The sequence below is a fragment of the Leptospira sp. WS58.C1 genome (genome assembly GCF_040833995.1).
Lineage (GTDB): Bacteria > Spirochaetota > Leptospiria > Leptospirales > Leptospiraceae > Leptospira_B > Leptospira_B cinconiae.
In genome coordinates this window covers 1267089-1284197 of sequence record NZ_CP162137.1, presented here as the reverse complement: position 1 = coordinate 1284197, position 17109 = coordinate 1267089, and the positions used below count along the sequence as shown (strand labels likewise).

Here is a 17109-nt window from a genome sequence, read left to right as displayed (position 1 = left end):
CAGGCCTTTTTTCCACTCAGAAGAATCGAAAAATCTTATTTATTAGGCTCGGTTGCAGCTTGTTTTCTTTTCTGAGTTCCCGGAGGTAGTTTGTCTCCCAGAAGTTTTTTACGAGTCTCAGCATCCCAACGAAGATACAACTTATTGTCGACCTCGTCGTCGTAAATTCTGCCCAAAATATCCACAGCGTCTCTGCGATAATCATCAGGAATTCTTTTGTCGAATACAGGGCTCATTTTATTATCTGCACGAACCAGAGGGTTTGTAGAAAAATCGTAAGTGACTCCTTCTACGGAAACAACTTGTCCAGGTGTAACCTCTCCGATCTCGTTGCGAGTCTCTTCGGACTTGGCATCGGATCTTTGCAGATAATAGTTATCGTAAGGATACTTAAGTTTGAAAATATTCATCGCATTCGCTCTTGCGTCCCTGCAAAGATTGATCGCTCCCAAATACATTTCGATACGATGTTTTCTATGCTCAGGTTGAAGTTTCTGGTGTTTCTCCAGATGTTTTTCTATCTTAAGTGCGTTATTCCTAGCTTCCTTGGCTTCTCCCAAGAACTGATAACCTAACTCCATATTTTTTTCGATGGTGTATTTATTCACCACATAATGGAATTCTCTCGGATTGTACATTCTGCGGGTAAAAGGAGCTTCTCTATTCTCCTTAATATCCGCACGGATATAACTGTTTTTTCCGTATTCCACGGAAATATCTACAAGTGCTCTATCCGTAGGATTGTTCGGATTTTTCTTTTCGATCGCGGTTTTTAGGATCTCTTCCGTTCTTTCCACATAACTTTGCGAAAGTTCTTCCAAGAGAAGTTCCATTCCAAGTTGGGACTCCAAAAATCTACGATACGAATTTACGAAATTCCCTTCGAAAAAATACAGAAGACCTTCTTGGTACAATCTTTTTAGTTCTTTATACTTCGCGAGTCTTTCCCCGTCTGCTTGGGTTTGACCGGTTCCGGAAGCTTTTACTTCTCCCGGATAATTTCTTACGACAGGCTCTATCTCTCTTAAATAAGTTAAGAGCTCTATCCGCTTCTTATACGATTTCATAGAAACGGCTTCGCCGTGTAATAGAACTGGGGCGACTAACATCGCGATCATGAAAACGAGAAGTTTTTTCATTGGCGGACCTTTTCCTTAGCTTCTCCCTGCGGAGATCGGGTTCAACCCGAAAATCGTGCTTTTCTTCTTAGTCTATCGGTTAGAATACGGTGAGAATTGATGCTTCCGGCTCGATTTTTCCGGAAATTCTTCGTATGACAGCAACTGCATTAGCCCAAGGCAAAAAAATCTCGTTTCGGAACAAGGAAGATACGGTCTGCCCTATTTGTAGCGAGGTACACCAAAGGGAAAGTATGTTCCAAGGGGGAGGAAGGCTGATCGCGGGCAAACTTACCCAGGAATTACGTCGCTTATACGAAAAAAACAAAAAATTCGGCAGGGTTTCCCCGAATGATTACGTCTTAAACGTTTGCCCCCGTTGTCTTTATACAGCCTTTCCCAAGGACTGGTCTAGCTTGGATGCGGATGAACTCGCAAAACTACGAGAATCCGCAGAGGTTCGACGCAAAAACATAGAATCCATTATGGGACCTACGGATTTCTACCAAGAAAGAAATCTGATCCTGGGCGCTGCTTCTTATCTTTTAGCGATAGAATGTTATCAATCCAGAAAAGTCACGGTAGCTCCTACACCAAAAAAAGCGGTCTGCGCTGTTCGTGGGGCCTGGTACTTCGATGATGTGAATACGGAATTTCCCGGTATGGGTTACGACAAGATCCGGGACCTTCTGTACCAAAAAGCGGCAGGCTGGTACACGGAAACGATGGAGATCATGCAATCCGGTTCCGAACCTGTGGATGCCGCTTCTTATCTACTCGGTCCGGATACCGACAAAAACTGGGGATTTGACGGAGTCATTTATCTCTCCGCCTATCTTACTATGAAGTTCAAGGACGAACTCGCATCGGATGCTGCCTCCAAACTGAACCTTCTCATTCGAGCCAAAAGAACTCTTTCTAGATTGTACGGTTCCGGTAAGGCGTCCAAGTCCAAACCATCCGTCATCATCGATATGGCCAAAGAACTCTATGATGAGTACAATAAGATCATAGATGAAATGGGCGGAGAAAAATAAGAGACGTTTCTCTTTTCTTCCTCCTATTTGTTTCATTCTGCTTCCTCTCCTAACTATGACTGAAGATCCTAGAAACTATGCTTTGCTGATCGAATTCGACGGTGGATGTTTTTTTGGATACCAAAGCCAGAAACAATCTCCCACAGTTCAGGAAGAAATAGAAAAAGCGTTGGAAGTTCTGTTGAAAAAACAAACCCGGATCTGGGGAGCCGGAAGAACGGATACAGGTGTTCATGCAAGGGGCATGGTCGTAAATTTTAAGACGGATTCCCCCATTCCCAATCTGTCGAAGTTCCTACTCGGAATGAATGCACTCACCGACCGGGGTCTGGCAATCCATGAAATAGCGGAAGTTCCCCTGAATTTCAACTCTCAGTTTTCCTGCACGGCGAGAGAATACGAATATCTTTTGGTGAATGCAAGGTTTCCTAGACCTATTTGGAAAAACAGGGCATTCTGGTATCAACATCGGATTGACGTTTCCCGCTTAAGAGAAGAACTGGAACTACTAAAGGGGGAGCATGACTTCAGAAGTTTGGCAAAAGCCACTTCCATGCGGAACCGTAGGACCACAACTCGGGTCATTTATGATGCGAGCCTTTTGGAAAGTGAAGAAGAGCCCGGACTTCTTCGTTTACGAATCAAGGCAAACGGTTTCCTCCATAATATGGTCCGGATCCTGACCGGAACACTTTTTGAAATAGCGATAGAGAAGCGCAAAGAGACGAATATATTGAAAATACTTTCTTCCAAAGATCGAACCATCGCAGGGATCACCCTACCCCCTTACGGATTGTATTTTCTAAAAGCGTACTACGATTCTTTTCCTCAAATTGATCGTATGTACCAAAACAGGAAAGAATACGGCGGAGTTCCCAGATGAAAAAACTCCTTCCGATTGCATTTTTCCTTTTTCCCTGGGTACAAACTTTCCCTTATCCGGACCAATTAGATAACAAAGCTATAAAATATCTGCGCGGAAATCCCGTTTCTCCTCCTATGGATTTTAATAAGATCGGGAACAGTTTTAAAAATGGTGAATTGATCCTAGCCCAAGCAGGAGGGAATCTTCCATCTTCAGGACTTACCCGCTCCGACAAAAAAGACAACACGGACGACGAGGAATTAGAAGAAGAACTTCCTACATTCTATGATAATAGAAAACCGGAGATAGGCGCTTGGGTAGGAGCTTCTAACCCGTTCCCCGGTTCCGAAGCTCAGAGATATTTGGATACAACTTTAGGTGGTGGATTTTTTTACAGAGTTCCTTGGCCTTGGATCTTTTATGTGGAAGTAGGAGCTTCTTATTCCAACTATTTGTCCAGATCCGAAAGAGCTCTTACGACGATCCCGGTATATAGCGCCCTTTGTTATAAACTTCCGTTCGAACTTCCGATTACTTTTATGGTCAAGGCGGGATTCGGAGAAACCTACGTGGTTGCCAGACCCGCTAATACTTCCCGCTGGAATGATACATTATTCGCCGGATTTGAGGCAAGTTTCGTAGCAGGAAAAAAAATCCGGATCGGGATCCGACTGGATTATAATAAAATTTTCGAATCGGATTTGAATTCTCCTGCGGAAACTAAATATCCTTACGTAGGTCCGACTGTAGATCCTAGGTTGAATAACCCGTATTATTACAATAAAGTGGATACAGAATTTTTCCATTTCGGTTTAATGGTGAGCGTATTCTTATGATTTCCAAAACGAATCGTTTTCTATTTCTATCTTCCTTTTTGTTCGCACTCGTTTCGGATTGTAAGGTAGGAGATTGGGAAGGAAACGCCACGGATAATCCCGTAATCAGCACTCTTTTTAATAGTAGAATGTTACTTCTACTCAAAGGTACGTATGCAACCGACAGTCCTTTGGATTTTACCGAGTATAATAACGGTACTGGTGATGTATACATGGATCCGTCCGGTGATCCTACCTTCAATTTAAGCGCCCTTCCTAAAATGGCAAATCTACCTATTTATATCGATATAGGTGAGATCCGAATTTCTTCCAAATACCAGGACGGTCTAAATAATCTTTCTCAGATCAGAACAGCTGTCGCTGCAAAAGCTTTCTGGGACAATGTCGCCCCAAACAGAGAAGTGTATTGTACACAACCATATACCTTAAACGCAAACACTTGTCGATCTTTGAACGGTGAATTTAAAATGATCCAATTCTTAAACGGAGAAGGAGCGGAATATCCGTCGAACGATCCAACTTCAGGAACGTCTCTCGGATTCCCAAGCCAGTATTATTACACCGGAACGTATATTCGTTCTTTAGTGACAGGTTGGGGAAATTCTCCGGGTGTGGACCTGACCAAAGTTACCTTCTTTGACAACTACGGTGTTTATGGATTTAATATAGTTCCAAGGCTTGCGTATGCGGCAGGAACTACCGACAAATCAGGATATCCTTTAGTGTTTCCGCTTCTTTATTCCGTCCAAGCGGGAGAGGCGGATATGGATTTTAAACCCGGATTCGAGCCTTACATCTTTGAAGTTAGAATGAACCTGAAAGAAAACTTAATGGTACATTCCATTAAGGCGGCGGATGGAAGTACTGCTGCAACATTGATCTCTATTAGCGATTGGAAAACGAGACATTCAGGTCAATCGGATATAGGCGGGGGGATACTTTCCAGATCCAGAACGATCTATCCAAGCGGCGCTTCTTCACTCGCAATCACCGGCGGATCCGGAAATCTGACACATTATTTTGCCGTTTTTAGGGAAAATGAAACGGATATTCTCACAAAACTTCCGTTAGCTGCAACACCTGCAAGAAGCGGAACGTCAAGGATCAAATACATCAACCCTGGAACCCATAAATTATATTGTCTGTCGGATACTTCCTACGTGGACGGGTTTCCCGATACCATCGTAGGAACTCCGCTTACGTTTTCCGTTCCTGAGAACGGAAACATGAGCACGATCTCATTGTCTTATTCTTGTCCATAAGTTCGCACAGAGGCACAAAACCTCAGAGAATTTAGAGTAAGAATTCCTACACTCTTATATCATCCCCTTCGTGTCTCAGTGACTCTGTGTGCAAAAAACTTCTGCGTCTCTTCTTAGCCCTGTGTCTTCCCGAGGATCTCTTCCTGTCTTCCCATAAGTCTGACAGAAAGTCTAGGCCCGATCTCTTGGACGATCCTGGAGGCAACATAGTTTCCCCATCTTGCCGCATTCTCGAGAGAAAATCCGTGAGTGAGTCCGTATAACACACCTGCCGCAAAACAATCCCCTGCCCCTGTGGTATCTAATAAGTTTTGAGCAGGAAATCCGCCTACGTGACTGATCGTTCCATTTACGGAAACGAACGCACCGTTAGCGCTGTCGGTCATCATAACATTCTTACAAAGTGAAGAGATAAATTTTAAGGCATCTTCCTTGGATTCGGTGGCAGCTAATGCTTTTGCCTCCTCTGCATTACAAAAAATTAAATCACAATATTCTTTTGTAAGTTTTAAGAAGTCCTCTCTGGAGCGGTTCACACAAAACGGGTCGCTGAATGTAAATGCCACTTTTACTCCCGCTTTTTTGGATTCTTCCATAGCAAGAAGACAGGCTTCCTTGGTGGAAGGTCTGTCCCAAAGATACCCCTCCACATAACTATAAGAAGAAGCTTTCAGCCGTTCCAGGTCCAGGTCCTCTTTGGTCAATGTGGAAGAAATTCCCAAGTGAGTAAGCATTGTCCTTTCGGCATCGGGTGTGGTTAATATCACACAGGTTCCGGTATGCCCTTCTTTGGAAGGAGGAACTTCAAATAAGATCCCCGCTTTCTCCATATCTTGTTTATAAAATTCTCCGTAAGTGTCCTCGGTAACTTTTCCGGTGTAAGTTCCCGTACCGCCTGAATTGGCGAGTGCAATCATAGTATTTGCGGCACTTCCACCCGATCTTAATTCTTTTTTATGTCCGTCTAAAGCGGTAAGTACACCACCCTGGACTTCCGCATCCACTAGGGTCATAATCCCTTTGTTCCAGCCCATTTTCTGCAAAAAAGAATCTTCGGTTGGGATCAGAATATCCACAAGTGCGTTCCCTATCCCGAATACGTCGTAATGTTTCATTTTTTCTCCGATATAAAATATTAATAAAACGTCATATAGATTGGCGGGTCCACTCTATCAGCTCCCATCCATTCCAGGAGGTCTCGTAAACGGATTTACCTCCCACTTGGGAAAGAAGAAGCTCCAGGAACTCTTCCTTTCTTTCCGTGATCACACCGCTGAATAAAAAATGATCCGTATGAAGATTTGCGATTTTCTCCATGTTTGCCTTCAAGACTGCAAATGTGATATTTGCCATACATAGATCGAATTTTTCGGAAAGGATCTTAGGATGATCGAATCCACCTTCTTCGACTACTAAAACTTGATCCGATATGCCGTTTTCGTCCCGATTGAATGTGGAAGAACGTACTGCATTTGGATCTATATCCACGGCTATAATTTTGGAAACTTCCAATTTTGCCGCCGCCACGGATAAGATCCCGGAACCGGTGCCTATGTCTGCAACCCTCTTTCCTTTCAGATCGATGGAGCCTAACCTGGATAAAACCAAACGAGTGGTTTCATGATGCCCGGTTCCGAAAGCAAGTCCAGGGTTGATATACACCGGGACGGAATCTTTTTGCCCCAATATTTTGTTTTTTTCCCAGTCGTCTTTTTCCCAGGTGGGCACTACCCAGAAAACTCCGACAGAAAACGGTTTATAAAATTCCTTATAAGCTTCTTCGTATTCTTTCGTTTCTATCCATCTGGATTCGGCAAAAGAATTCTCCGGGGCAACCGTCTGCAAATAGATCCAGATCTTAGCTTCGGACTCGGCATCGTCTTCAGCTAAATACACTCTGATCGGAGTATTGTCGGAGATGATCTCTTCTCCGGGTTTTCTAGCCTCTTCCCTATCGAATAGGATCTCGTAATATCCCGCCACCTTCCATTCGTCCAAGTACGCGGAAAATTCTTCCGCAAAATCTTTCGGAATGGAAACTCTGATTTCTTTGTATTTCAACGGATTATCTCAGGAACCGATCGGGAGACGAGGTCTTGTCTTGGCTGTTCTTCATTCAATATTTTATGGATCTTTTCTTCTTTCATATACACTCTTCTGTCTTTTACGATCCAGACCCAGATTCCTACGAAGAGCGCTGTCGCCGCCCAATGTCCGAACCTTCCCACAGGGATCACAAAAAAGTCGAATAACCCATGTTGTACGACCGCAAGCAAAAATCCGGAGAGGATGTACCAGTATTTTTCGGAAAATAACCTTTTGTTACTTTTGATCAGGCAGAGGGCAAAACAAAGATTTATAAGCAAATGTGCATTCGAAGATTTTAATGTTCTAATAATGAAAGTATGGATCCGATCGTCTTCTTTTGCGGTGAGAATATAATGGTAATTTTCTATTCCGGCAAAACCTAATGCAACAAACCCGCCCACTAAAAATGTTTCCGGAAGGAATTCCTTCCTTTTCCAATCATATGCCAACGAGAGAGATAAGGTTACGATCAGAATGGATTTACATAATTCTTCCATCATTCCCGCTTTTACGAACGCTAAAAATGCGGTTTGAGAAAGTATGGATTTTGCCGTTTTTGCGTTTATCTCGGTTTCAGGCCAGATCCAAGCGCTGGCACGAAGCACCAACTCTGTGGAGATCCAACCCAAAAGTAATGCGAAGAATATTATAAAAAAGACACGTTTATTTCTACCGGTATCCGGCTGGGTATAAATGAGATAAAATCCCCAGGGGAAAATACTTCCGATCGCGTAAAGAATTACTTCTAAACTCATAATTCCTCCATATAACGACCGTCGAACATATTCACCAATTCCTGCTGTAAGGGAGTTGGCATAGCCTTCGCATCCAAAGGTCCGTTCCAAAAAAGTTCCGTGACCCTTATATAACCTTTTGTTCCGGGAGGAGGCATCATTGGAGATAAGTTTTCTATCAGTTCTAAAGTCCTTTGATCTTGTTCCGGATAAGGAGAACTTTGAACAAGTTCCACATCCACAACTTCCCCATCGGGAGTGATCGTATAAGCAACAACGCAGGAATAATTCCTGGGAGCACTTCTCCAGTAATCCATAAAGGATTCGAAAGTCCTCATCTTTGCGGAAATATAATTGGAGTAAGTAGGGGGAAGTTTTTTTCCTTTGATCCTCTTAACTTCTCCTTTTACCCTTCCCTCATCAGAAGGTTTTTCCTCCGGAATTTTTTCGCCTTGAGTGCTGTTCGGTGTTTCCGTTCCGGTGATGACCCCGCCATTTAACCCTTTTACCTCGTCCGGAAGATTCGGATCTATAAAATAGAATTCCGCATGATTCTCCGGCGTATAATGATCGGTAGGGCGAGACTTACTTTCTTTTTGGAAAGCGATCGTAGTCGGCATAAGTAGGATCAAACAGATCACGATTAAGTGAACTAAAACGCTTAATCCAAGATTGTTCTCAAAGCCGGGGCTGAGACCCAAGAGAGGGGTTTTAGAATAGAAAGACCTACGAAGTAACCAGCCGGAAAACACGTTAATCGAAATCAAAGCGACTAAGATCGCAGACCAGATCCAAATGGAAGATGCCACTTCAAAAAACTTTTTATCGGAAATCCCCGGTTTTAATCCTAAACTTGCTAAAAAGCGGATCCCCAATGCGGGTTCCCACCAAGAAAAGAAGAAGGTGGCAAATAACAATAACCCGAGCAAATATACGAATAGGATCGGAAATCCTTTCCATAAACGTCCCGTATAGATATGGCCCCATCCGGCTAAGATCATATCTCTTACTTTTGCGTTCGTACGTTTTCTAGCGGAAGCGGGCAGATCTCCTTCTTCTTTCGCGAATGAATCCTTTGTCTGCCTTACAAACCAGGCCCAAGGTCTACGAAATAAGAAAAAAGGCTTTTTGCCGGATAGAAGTTCCGCAAGTCCGATCGCCGTAAAAAAGAAGATCCAAACGCTTTCGGAAAAAACGGCAAAGGTGGCCATCTTTGCCCGGAAAATATCGGAATACGTTAGATAATGTGTAAATAGAATTAAACAGAATACGGTTAAAAATACTAGGACCGGATTTAAGATTAAAGGCCTTGGATCTTCCGGTTTTAATCTTTCTCTTATATACTTTGCCTGTAAAAAGAATACTGCCAGACCGAAGAAGAACATTAGAGTCAGAACAGGGAAACCGAATGCGCTTGGATCTTCCGAATTGAGTAGAACGAATGCCGAAAAAATCTCTTCCGCTTTCGGAAAAATTAAGAACAAAAGTTCTAAAGAAAATAAAAACAGTCCCAAAACAACTTGTAGAAGAACGGAATGGAAAGCTGGCCGACGGACCCTATCCTCTTTCGGAAATAAGAAGATAACTCCCAAGGGAAAAAAGATCCCGAATCCTATCATGGAGATAGGAGAGGTCCAAGAGAGAAAATTGATCCCCCAAAAGACTAGTTTTTCCTTCTGCGAAATTTCCTTTTTCATTCCGAATGTCCTTGTCCATTGGACCCTAGCTTGTTCCGGAAGCAAACAAGAATTGAATGAATTCCTACGAATTTAATACTTTATCACGAATCCTATTCGAGAATCCTTGGACCTATGGAGAAAAAAGAAACCCTAGATTCCTCTCTCAAGGATATCGTATCCGTTTGTAAAAGAAGAGGATTTGTTTATCCCGGATCCGAAATTTACGGAGGACTTTCCAATACCTTCGACTATGGCCCTTACGGCGCCGAACTTCTCCATAACTTAAAAAGACTCTGGTGGAAATATTTTGTCCACTTAAGAGAAGACGTTGTAGGATTGGATTCTTCCATCCTTCTGAACCCGAAAGTTTGGGAAGCGTCCGGACATGTTTCCAATTTTAACGATCCGCTCATCGATTGTAAAAATTGTAAAACCAGGATCAGAGCCGACAAATTTTTGGAAGACCAAAAAGGAGAAGGCGCCGCCACAGGATTGACCTTAGAAAAAATGAACGAGGTCATCAAGGCGGGAAATTTTGCCTGTCCAAACTGCGGCAACAGAGGAACTTTCACGGAAGCCAGGGATTTCAACCTGATGTTCAAAACTTCTCATGGAGCTTCCGCAGAAGATTCACAGGATATTTATCTTCGCCCGGAAACCGCTCAAGGTATATTTATCAATTTCAAAAATGTTATCTCCACGACCAGGAACAAGATCCCATTCGGTATCGCGCAGATCGGTAAATCTTTCCGTAACGAGATCATGGCAAGACAGTTCGTATTCCGAACCAGGGAGTTCGAACAAATGGAGATGGAATTCTTCTGCGAACCGGGAACCCAAAAAGAATGGTTCTCTCACTGGGTTGACTATTGCCTTAAATTTTTGATCGATCATGTGGGCCTTAAAAAGGAAAACTTGAAAGTCAGAGAACATGAAAAGGAAGAACTTTCCTTTTACAGCGAAGCCACTTCCGATATAGAATACAAATACGGATTCGGATGGGGTGAACTTTGGGGGATCGCATCCAGAACGGACTATGACCTTTCCCAACATGAAAAATTTTCCGGAGAAGATCTGAAATACCAGGACCAGGCCGCCAACAAAAAGTATGTGCCTTATGTAGTAGAGCCTGCACTCGGCTTAAACCGTTTATTCTTGGCGGTCGTTTCTGACGCGTATGCGGAAGAAAAACTGCCGGACGGCGAAACAAGAACAGTTCTTCGTTTTGCTCCTCAGGTAGCCCCGGTGAAGATCGGGATTTTTCCCCTCATGAAAAAAGACGGACTTCCCGAACTTGCGAAATCGATCTATACAAACCTATCTTCTTTAGGGAACTTAGAATACGATGAAGGCGGCGCTATCGGAAAAAGATACCGTAGACAAGACGAGATCGGAACCCCTTATTGTATCACGGTAGATTACGATTCTCTAAAGGACAAAACTGTCACCGTAAGGGAAAGAGACAGTATGTCTCAAGAAAGGATCTCGATCGATTCTTTGAAGTCTTACTTTGCGGATAAGATCCTTTAATCAGGGATTGTAGTTTCGGATATCGTCCCTACATTCTTGTCCTAATAACAAAGGAGTAGCAGGGCTGAAAGTTTCTACCTTGGTGTCGTCTAAAGCCCAGAACATTCCGCAAGTTTCGTTGATACAATGATTTCCATGCTCTTTATCTTGGTGGGAAGAATATAAAGGAATCCCTGCGTTCACAAGCCCAAGAGCATGTCCAAGCTCATGTGTCACCGTAATTTGCTCCGCCTTCTCAGCTTTGTCTGGCGAAACAATAGAATCAAATTGATCTATCATATCCTTAAATACAAAGATCACAGGAGGTCCAATCCCCAAAACTCCGGAAATCGTAACTGCGATCACACCGGGTGCATCCGCCAACTGCCCTCTTATATACATGATAAAAAAACTAGTGGATTGGAAATCGGAAGATCTTTTTCTGTATCTAGGAACGAGATCCAAAAGTTGGTTCACACTCCAGGTGGTTCTATTTTGGTTCGGTATCTCGCTCATTTCGGAAAGATCGGTAGGTACAGTGACTGCCACCGAATAACCTCTGTCCGCAAAAACATCCTGCATATTAGTATCAGTCACATTCCAAATATTAGAACCGCCGATCGTAAAATTCCCTGTAAAAGGTTGTGCATCCGTTTCATACGCAACTTCAAGATCAACGGATCTTACAGTGGAAAAATAAACGGAAGAACGATCGGGATCGCTGAGAATGAGATAATCCAAAGCGATATATCCCAAAACTGCCGGCGGTAATTCCGATTTGCCGTTTTCGCAATTGATGAATGAGAAGAAGGATAAAATTATAAGTGCTCGAGAGATCATTTTGCCTTCGTATTAATAACAACCGGAATCGTTTCTTTTTTTACTTATTTGAAAAAAGAAGAAAAAGTTCCCTTCGATTACAATAAAAAATACTCCACAAACTTCGGTCATTTGCAAAGTTTTATTTTAATGTCTGAAAAAGTTTTGGAGATAAGGTCCATTCTCCCCCAAAATAGGGAGGCTGCCATTGAATTGGTAAATCAATTTTTTAGAATGGTCAATAAACTCCCTTTAGACGGATTATTCAAGATCCGCCCTAGAGCGGCCGCTAAAATGGTGGATATTTATCTAAAACTCCGGGCTACAGACAAAGTATTATTCATCGGCGGGTTTTTAGGAGAAGAGCTAGTCTCCCTTCTCATTGCTAGAGTAGAAGAAAAACCGTATCTCATTGAGGAGAAAAATTTATTCATAGACTTGGCAGTTACCAAACAAGGCAAAAGAAAGTCCGGTTATATGAAACCTCTCGTCGAAGAAACGTTTCGTTACGCAAAAGAAAAAGGGATCTTAGCGGTAGAATTGAGAGCGATCTCAGAGAACAAGGGAGCTGTGGAATTCTGGAAGAAGATGGGATTCGATCCGTTTTATGTGAGATTTAGGAAATCAGTGAAGTGAAGACGCAGAGTTAAAAGAGGCGCAGCGTTATTCTCATGCAGAGCCACGAAGCTGCGGAGATAAGATACGTAGCATGCGGCCTTGAATGTAGGAACTCCAACATAGAAAGCAAAGATCGCCCCCGCCCTGCATTGGGATTTGGGGGGAGTGGCTCGTGGGAGAGCCCATTCTCTTAATCACAAAATCCTAGTTCTGTCAATAAAATCGTCCTCTTTAAATCCATGTAGGAATTCCAACATCGCAAATAGCTCTCTCCCTCTGACTTCTCCGTGAACTCTCCGTGCGAACTTAAAATAAAAAAGGCGCTAGGCCCAGAGAATCCTCTGCAACTTAGCGCCTTTGCGTGAAAACGAAATTTCTTATTGGAACAAGCGAAGAAGTAATCCACCGTGTTGCACGAAAAATTCCGCAAACACTAAGCTTGTGATCGCCATCAACTTGATCAAAATATTGATAGAAGGACCGGAAGTATCTTTCAAAGGATCGCCTACGGTATCTCCAACAACAGCAGCCTTATGTTGGTCGGAACCTTTTCCACCCGCAGCTTTTTCGATGTATTTTTTAGCGTTGTCCCAACCGCCGCCGGAGTTTGCGGAAGAGATTGCAAGAACCACACCTGCCACTAATGCACCGGCTAATACACCTGCTAAAGATTTAATTCCGAACAAGTAACCTACAACGATAGGAGTTAAAAGAACGAGAAGTCCGGGAAGGATCATTTCTCGAAGAGCCGCAGTCGTGGAAATATCCACACATCTTTTGTAATCAGGCTTAGCTTTTCCTTCCATGATCCCAGGGATCTCGCGGAATTGTTTTCTAACTTCTTCCACCATGTCTACGGCAGCTTTACCAACCGATTTCATGGTCATAGCGGTGAAAACAAACGGAAGCATAGCTCCGAAAAGTAATCCGCCGAAAACTTCCGCGTTTAAGATATCCAAGCCGGAAGTTTTAGTTCTGGTAATGAACGCAGCAAATAGCGCAAGAGAAGTCAAAGCCGCAGAACCGATCGCAAAACCTTTACCGATGGCTGCAGTGGTATTACCGGCCGCATCTAATGTATCTGTCCGATTACGAACTTCTTTTCCGAGTTCAGCCATCTCAGCGATCCCGCCAGCATTATCCGAAACCGGACCGTAAGCGTCGATAGTCAAACCGATTGCGATCGTAGAGATCATCCCGAGGGCGGCGATTGCAATCCCATACATTCCTGCCAAAATATTCGCCGTAACGATAGTAATAACGAGTAATACGACCGGAACTACGGAGCTTTGGTACCCTAAAGCTAGACCGTAAATAATATTTGTAGCAGCTCCAGTTTTGGAAGCCTCAACTACTTCTCTCACAGGCTTATAAGAATGAGAAGTGTAATACTCAGTGATAAGACCGATGAACATTCCGGAGAATAAACCTACAACCAATGAAATGAATACGTTCCATTTACCGATCGTTTTGCCGGCGATCTCGAAAGAATCCACCATGTATTTATCGGTTACAAAATACATGATCGCACCTACGAGTAATGTAGAGACCCAAAGTTGGATCTTTAGGACCTTCTCCACATTTCCCCCCTCTTTCACGGAAGCGATGAAGGAAGTCAAAAGAGAAGCCGGGATCCCGAACGCGGAGATCAAAAGCGGATATAAAAGAGCATCCGTATTGCCGGAAAGAGCGGTTGCAGTTGCACCGATTACAAGAGCGGCACAAGTAGCTTCAGCACAAGAACCGAAAAGATCTGCCCCCATACCGGCAACGTCACCCACGTTATCCCCTACGTTATCGGCGATAGTCGCAGGGTTTCTAGGATCATCCTCAGGGATTCCCTTTTCTACCTTACCAACTAAGTCAGCACCAACGTCTGCAGCCTTGGTATAAATTCCCCCACCCACTCTTCCAAAAAGAGCCACTGCGGAACCCCCAAGACCGAAACCGGCCAGAGCTTCCATAAGGTAAAGAGTTCCTACATTTTGGAATAAATGAGTATATAGCAGGAAAAGCCCGATCATGCCGGAAACGGCAAGACCAACCAGTCCGAATCCCATTACCGCACCGGAATCGAAAGCGACTCGGAAAGCCTTGGTCATGGAAGTTTTCGCCGCTTGTGCGGTACGAACGTTTCCGATGGTTGCAATCTTCATACCGATAAAGCCGGAAAGACAGGAGATTAGGGCCCCTGCAACGAAGGCGATCGCAGTAAACAACCCGTCGTTAAAATCCGGAGTTTCCGGATTGTCCAAAAGGAAGAAGATCAGAACTGCCATAAAGGCAATAAAGAGAGAAATGGTCTTGTATTCTCTCACGAGAAAGGCCATAGCGCCTTCGGAGATTGCGGAAGAAATTTCGATCAATTTCTTGGATTCGTTATCCTTTCCGCCCTCAGTTCCGATTTGGATCCTGGTGACCTTCAATGCGTATACTACGGCGGTCAAAATAGCCAGGAAGGCAAAAGCCAGAATAATGGTTACCGAATTCATTCAGGGAAACCTCTTGTTTTTTTTTAAAATTTCCGATGGTTTAAAAAGATGGGACCTGTGTTTGCCAAAGTTAATATGAGACGTACACTTTCCATTTGGTTCTTTCTAGTTATTTGCACTATAAAATCGGTCCTGGCCTTGAGTTCAACCTTTTCTTGGGAAGAGCTGATCCAGCAGGCAGGCGAAGAAGCGGCAAGAGGCAGATACCAACAAGCATTAGAAAAATTACAGATCGCCGACGAGACAGGAGAGCCTAGAGACTTCCGTTACTATTGGATTTTAGGAAAATCCCAAAAAGGAAAAGGAGAAGAATTAGAAGCGCTCAAAAGTTACGAAACAAGCCTAAGATTAAATCCGGACCAAACCAAATTATTGGAAGAAATGACCGAACTGTATGATTCGCTCAGATTCCCGGACAAAGCGCTAAACACCGCCAGGGTATTATTGTCCCGCGATCCGGAAAATAGGGAACTCAGATACAAAACATTACTCTGGTCTTCGAGAATCGGAGATATTGAATATTATAAAGCCGCTTTAAAAGAATTAGAATCAACCAACCCTTACCAAGCGGAAGAACAAGCTCTATTAGATGAGATCTCCGGTTTCCAGAAAGCGGGAAAGATAGACGACTCTATCGCAAGATGCAAAAGATTCCTACCCTACTTCCCCAGAAACAAAAGCCTACATAGACTTTGTATTTTATCTTATAAATCCAAAGATTCCAATCTATATGAAGAAGGACTACTGGAAAGAGCAAATATCTTCAGAGACGAACCGATCTTTCATCACATTTTAAGTATGGAATATCTGGACCAGAGAAGATTCCTCGAGTCCGCTGCGTTCGCAAGAAGAGCGCTCTTACTTTCTCTCAGAAAAAATATTTTCCCGGATAAGGACTATCTTCTTCCTTTACGAAGATATTATATACAAATAGGATCGGACTCGGGGATTTTAGGAACGGAATTATTAGAAGAGATCATCCGCACAAAAAAAAGTCCAAGCCTTGAAGAATGGAACGTACTTCTCAAACATTCTTCTTTCAGTTGGGAAGTATTGGCATTCGCCCTCCGATCCGTAGCGGAAACGGAACCTGAAGAATCGGCTCTCATCATTTCCAAAGAATGGAAGGACATGTATAAAAATCTAAAGGCCCAAGAACTGGAGAAGGATCTTTCCAGATATGCGGGACCTTATAGCCTGGACAAAACTTTCCAGTTTTATTTGGAAACGGGATATTCTTTAGCGGAAATGGAATAAGTTTGTGTCATATCCCGTTCCTAAAAGAAGTCCAAAGGAACATGCAGAAAACTTAATGAACTTTCATTGATCCAATGAAAAACTTTTTAAAAAAATTTACGTATTAAAAAATACAATCATCTCTCTGAATTTTCGCATCGGCATAAAAAATATTTTATGACACTACTCCTAATCTCAATAAAAATCCAAGAAAAAACTTTTCAGAACAACGTATATAAACTTATTCTAGTTGACATATCCCTTTTGGGCAATTCAATTATTTTCCAACTAAAAAGGAAGGAGAGGTTCGCTTATGAAAAAAGAACTTCTATCGATAGGATTAGTCGGTTTACTCTGCTTGTCCTCGGGAATTTCGGTCTCCGCCGCAGACTACGGTGTAGCAGGTTGCGGCCTTGGGTCTCTGGTTTTTAAAGAAAACAAAGGTGGTCTCCAAATTTTAGCAGCAACTACAAACGGTACTTCGATCAACCAATCTTTCGGAATTTCAACCGGAACTTTGGGTTGTGCAACAGACGGACTGGTTCAAAAGGAAAAAGTTCAAGAAGTATTCGTTTCCCTCAATTTTAATTCTTTGGAAGCTGAAATGGCACAAGGAAAAGGGGAAAAATTAGAAGCTCTTTCGGGACTTCTAGGTTGTTCCACAAACGGAACCGCACAATTGGGAGAATACACAAAATCCAATTTCGATGTATTGTATACTCAGGAAACCACACCTTCCTCTTTACTCAGCGCAGTAAAAGACGGGATCAGAAAAGACGCAGCACTCTCTAAAAGCTGCAAAATTTAAGGAGATAA

The 17109-nt window shown here is 43.0% G+C and carries 15 protein-coding genes; 8 read left to right on the top strand and 7 right to left on the bottom strand.

The genetic code is table 11. The annotated features are described in order from the left end of the window. Positions 1-35 precede the first annotated feature (35 nt). Positions 36-1139, bottom strand: coding sequence for an LIC11274 family protein (locus AB3N61_RS05840; RefSeq protein WP_020770965.1), 1104 nt, complete (start codon positions 1137-1139; stop codon positions 36-38). A gap of 134 nt (positions 1140-1273) precedes the next feature. Between AB3N61_RS05840 and AB3N61_RS05835 the strand changes: the two genes are divergently transcribed. From AB3N61_RS05835 to AB3N61_RS05820, 4 genes are read left to right on the top strand one after another with little or no spacing between them, the layout of a single operon-like run. After that, entirely contained in the window at positions 1274-2155 is an 882-nt protein-coding gene (locus AB3N61_RS05835) for a DUF2225 domain-containing protein (protein WP_367898724.1), read from the top strand. Beyond that, a complete protein-coding gene (gene truA, locus AB3N61_RS05830; protein ID WP_367898723.1) occupies positions 2133-3038 on the top strand; it encodes a tRNA pseudouridine(38-40) synthase TruA in 906 nt (301 codons plus the stop codon). Before AB3N61_RS05835 ends, truA begins: the two co-directional genes overlap by 23 nt. Continuing rightward, positions 3035-3856 carry a hypothetical protein gene (locus AB3N61_RS05825; RefSeq protein WP_367898722.1) on the top strand — a complete coding sequence of 274 codons (822 nt, stop codon included), beginning with the start codon at positions 3035-3037 and terminating at the stop codon, positions 3854-3856. The genes truA and AB3N61_RS05825 overlap by 4 nt, the downstream gene beginning before the upstream one ends. Beyond that, entirely contained in the window at positions 3853-5118 is a 1266-nt protein-coding gene (locus tag AB3N61_RS05820; protein ID WP_020770958.1) for an LIC11270 family surface protein, read from the top strand. The genes AB3N61_RS05825 and AB3N61_RS05820 overlap by 4 nt, the downstream gene beginning before the upstream one ends. Before the next feature lie 113 nt (positions 5119-5231). On the opposite strand, the gene AB3N61_RS05815 is transcribed toward AB3N61_RS05820, so the two are convergent. Genes AB3N61_RS05815 through AB3N61_RS05800 form a run of 4 tightly spaced genes read right to left on the bottom strand, consistent with a single transcriptional unit; the run spans position 5232 to position 9637 of the window. After that, positions 5232-6233 carry an adenosine kinase gene (locus AB3N61_RS05815; protein ID WP_367898721.1) on the bottom strand — a complete coding sequence of 334 codons (1002 nt, stop codon included), beginning with the start codon at positions 6231-6233 and terminating at the stop codon, positions 5232-5234. 31 nt (positions 6234-6264) lie between these two features. After that, entirely contained in the window at positions 6265-7179 is a 915-nt protein-coding gene (locus tag AB3N61_RS05810) for a 50S ribosomal protein L11 methyltransferase (RefSeq protein ID WP_020770940.1), read from the bottom strand. Further along, positions 7176-7961, bottom strand: coding sequence for a PrsW family glutamic-type intramembrane protease (locus AB3N61_RS05805; RefSeq protein WP_020770931.1), 786 nt, complete (start codon positions 7959-7961; stop codon positions 7176-7178). Before AB3N61_RS05805 ends, AB3N61_RS05810 begins: the two co-directional genes overlap by 4 nt. Then, on the bottom strand, positions 7958-9637 hold the full coding sequence (locus tag AB3N61_RS05800; RefSeq protein ID WP_367898720.1) for an energy transducer TonB: 1680 nt from the start codon (positions 9635-9637) through the stop codon (positions 7958-7960). The genes AB3N61_RS05805 and AB3N61_RS05800 overlap by 4 nt, the downstream gene beginning before the upstream one ends. Positions 9638-9751: 114 nt before the next feature. Between AB3N61_RS05800 and AB3N61_RS05795 the strand changes: the two genes are divergently transcribed. Continuing rightward, positions 9752-11149: a glycine--tRNA ligase gene (locus AB3N61_RS05795; RefSeq protein ID WP_367898719.1), complete on the top strand. Its 1398-nt coding sequence runs from the start codon at positions 9752-9754 to the stop codon at positions 11147-11149. Here the strand turns inward: AB3N61_RS05795 and AB3N61_RS05790 are convergent, their stop codons facing one another. Next, complete coding sequence (locus AB3N61_RS05790; RefSeq protein WP_020770970.1) at positions 11150-11968, bottom strand: hypothetical protein; 819 nt, start codon at positions 11966-11968, stop codon at positions 11150-11152. Positions 11969-12097: 129 nt separating this feature from the next. On the opposite strand from AB3N61_RS05790, the gene AB3N61_RS05785 reads away from it, so the two are divergent. Continuing rightward, positions 12098-12583, top strand: a complete 486-nt coding sequence (locus tag AB3N61_RS05785) for a GNAT family N-acetyltransferase (RefSeq protein WP_367898718.1) — start codon at positions 12098-12100, stop codon at positions 12581-12583. Positions 12584-12942: 359 nt separating this feature from the next. On the opposite strand, the gene AB3N61_RS05780 is transcribed toward AB3N61_RS05785, so the two are convergent. Further along, positions 12943-15057 (bottom strand): sodium-translocating pyrophosphatase, encoded by a 2115-nt coding sequence (locus AB3N61_RS05780; RefSeq protein ID WP_020770960.1) that lies wholly within the window; start codon positions 15055-15057, stop codon positions 12943-12945. A gap of 75 nt (positions 15058-15132) precedes the next feature. On the opposite strand from AB3N61_RS05780, the gene AB3N61_RS05775 reads away from it, so the two are divergent. Beyond that, the gene (locus AB3N61_RS05775) at positions 15133-16314 is read left to right on the top strand and encodes a tetratricopeptide repeat protein (protein WP_367898717.1); all 1182 of its coding nucleotides are present in this window, start codon (positions 15133-15135) and stop codon (positions 16312-16314) included. A gap of 292 nt (positions 16315-16606) precedes the next feature. After that, a complete protein-coding gene (locus AB3N61_RS05770; protein ID WP_367898716.1) occupies positions 16607-17101 on the top strand; it encodes a DUF3015 family protein in 495 nt (164 codons plus the stop codon). The last annotated feature ends 8 nt before the right edge of the window (positions 17102-17109 follow it).

Bases quoted from the DNA above. Each gene is read 5' to 3' on its own strand.
- AB3N61_RS05840 (WP_020770965.1), bottom strand. From the start codon at position 1,139: ATGAAAAAACTTCTCGTTTTCATGATCGCGATGTTAGTCGCCCCAGTT.
- AB3N61_RS05835 (WP_367898724.1), top strand. From the start codon at position 1,274: ATGACAGCAACTGCATTAGCCCAAGGCAAAAAAATCTCGTTTCGGAAC.
- truA (WP_367898723.1), top strand. From the start codon at position 2,133: ATGAAATGGGCGGAGAAAAATAAGAGACGTTTCTCTTTTCTTCCTCCT.
- AB3N61_RS05825 (WP_367898722.1), top strand. From the start codon at position 3,035: ATGAAAAAACTCCTTCCGATTGCATTTTTCCTTTTTCCCTGGGTACAA.
- AB3N61_RS05820 (WP_020770958.1), top strand. From the start codon at position 3,853: ATGATTTCCAAAACGAATCGTTTTCTATTTCTATCTTCCTTTTTGTTC.
- AB3N61_RS05815 (WP_367898721.1), bottom strand. From the start codon at position 6,233: ATGAAACATTACGACGTATTCGGGATAGGGAACGCACTTGTGGATATT.
- AB3N61_RS05805 (WP_020770931.1), bottom strand. From the start codon at position 7,961: ATGAGTTTAGAAGTAATTCTTTACGCGATCGGAAGTATTTTCCCCTGG.
- AB3N61_RS05800 (WP_367898720.1), bottom strand. From the start codon at position 9,637: ATGAAAAAGGAAATTTCGCAGAAGGAAAAACTAGTCTTTTGGGGGATC.
- AB3N61_RS05795 (WP_367898719.1), top strand. From the start codon at position 9,752: ATGGAGAAAAAAGAAACCCTAGATTCCTCTCTCAAGGATATCGTATCC.
- AB3N61_RS05790 (WP_020770970.1), bottom strand. From the start codon at position 11,968: ATGATCTCTCGAGCACTTATAATTTTATCCTTCTTCTCATTCATCAAT.
- AB3N61_RS05785 (WP_367898718.1), top strand. From the start codon at position 12,098: ATGTCTGAAAAAGTTTTGGAGATAAGGTCCATTCTCCCCCAAAATAGG.
- AB3N61_RS05780 (WP_020770960.1), bottom strand. From the start codon at position 15,057: ATGAATTCGGTAACCATTATTCTGGCTTTTGCCTTCCTGGCTATTTTG.
- AB3N61_RS05775 (WP_367898717.1), top strand. From the start codon at position 15,133: ATGAGACGTACACTTTCCATTTGGTTCTTTCTAGTTATTTGCACTATA.
- AB3N61_RS05770 (WP_367898716.1), top strand. From the start codon at position 16,607: ATGAAAAAAGAACTTCTATCGATAGGATTAGTCGGTTTACTCTGCTTG.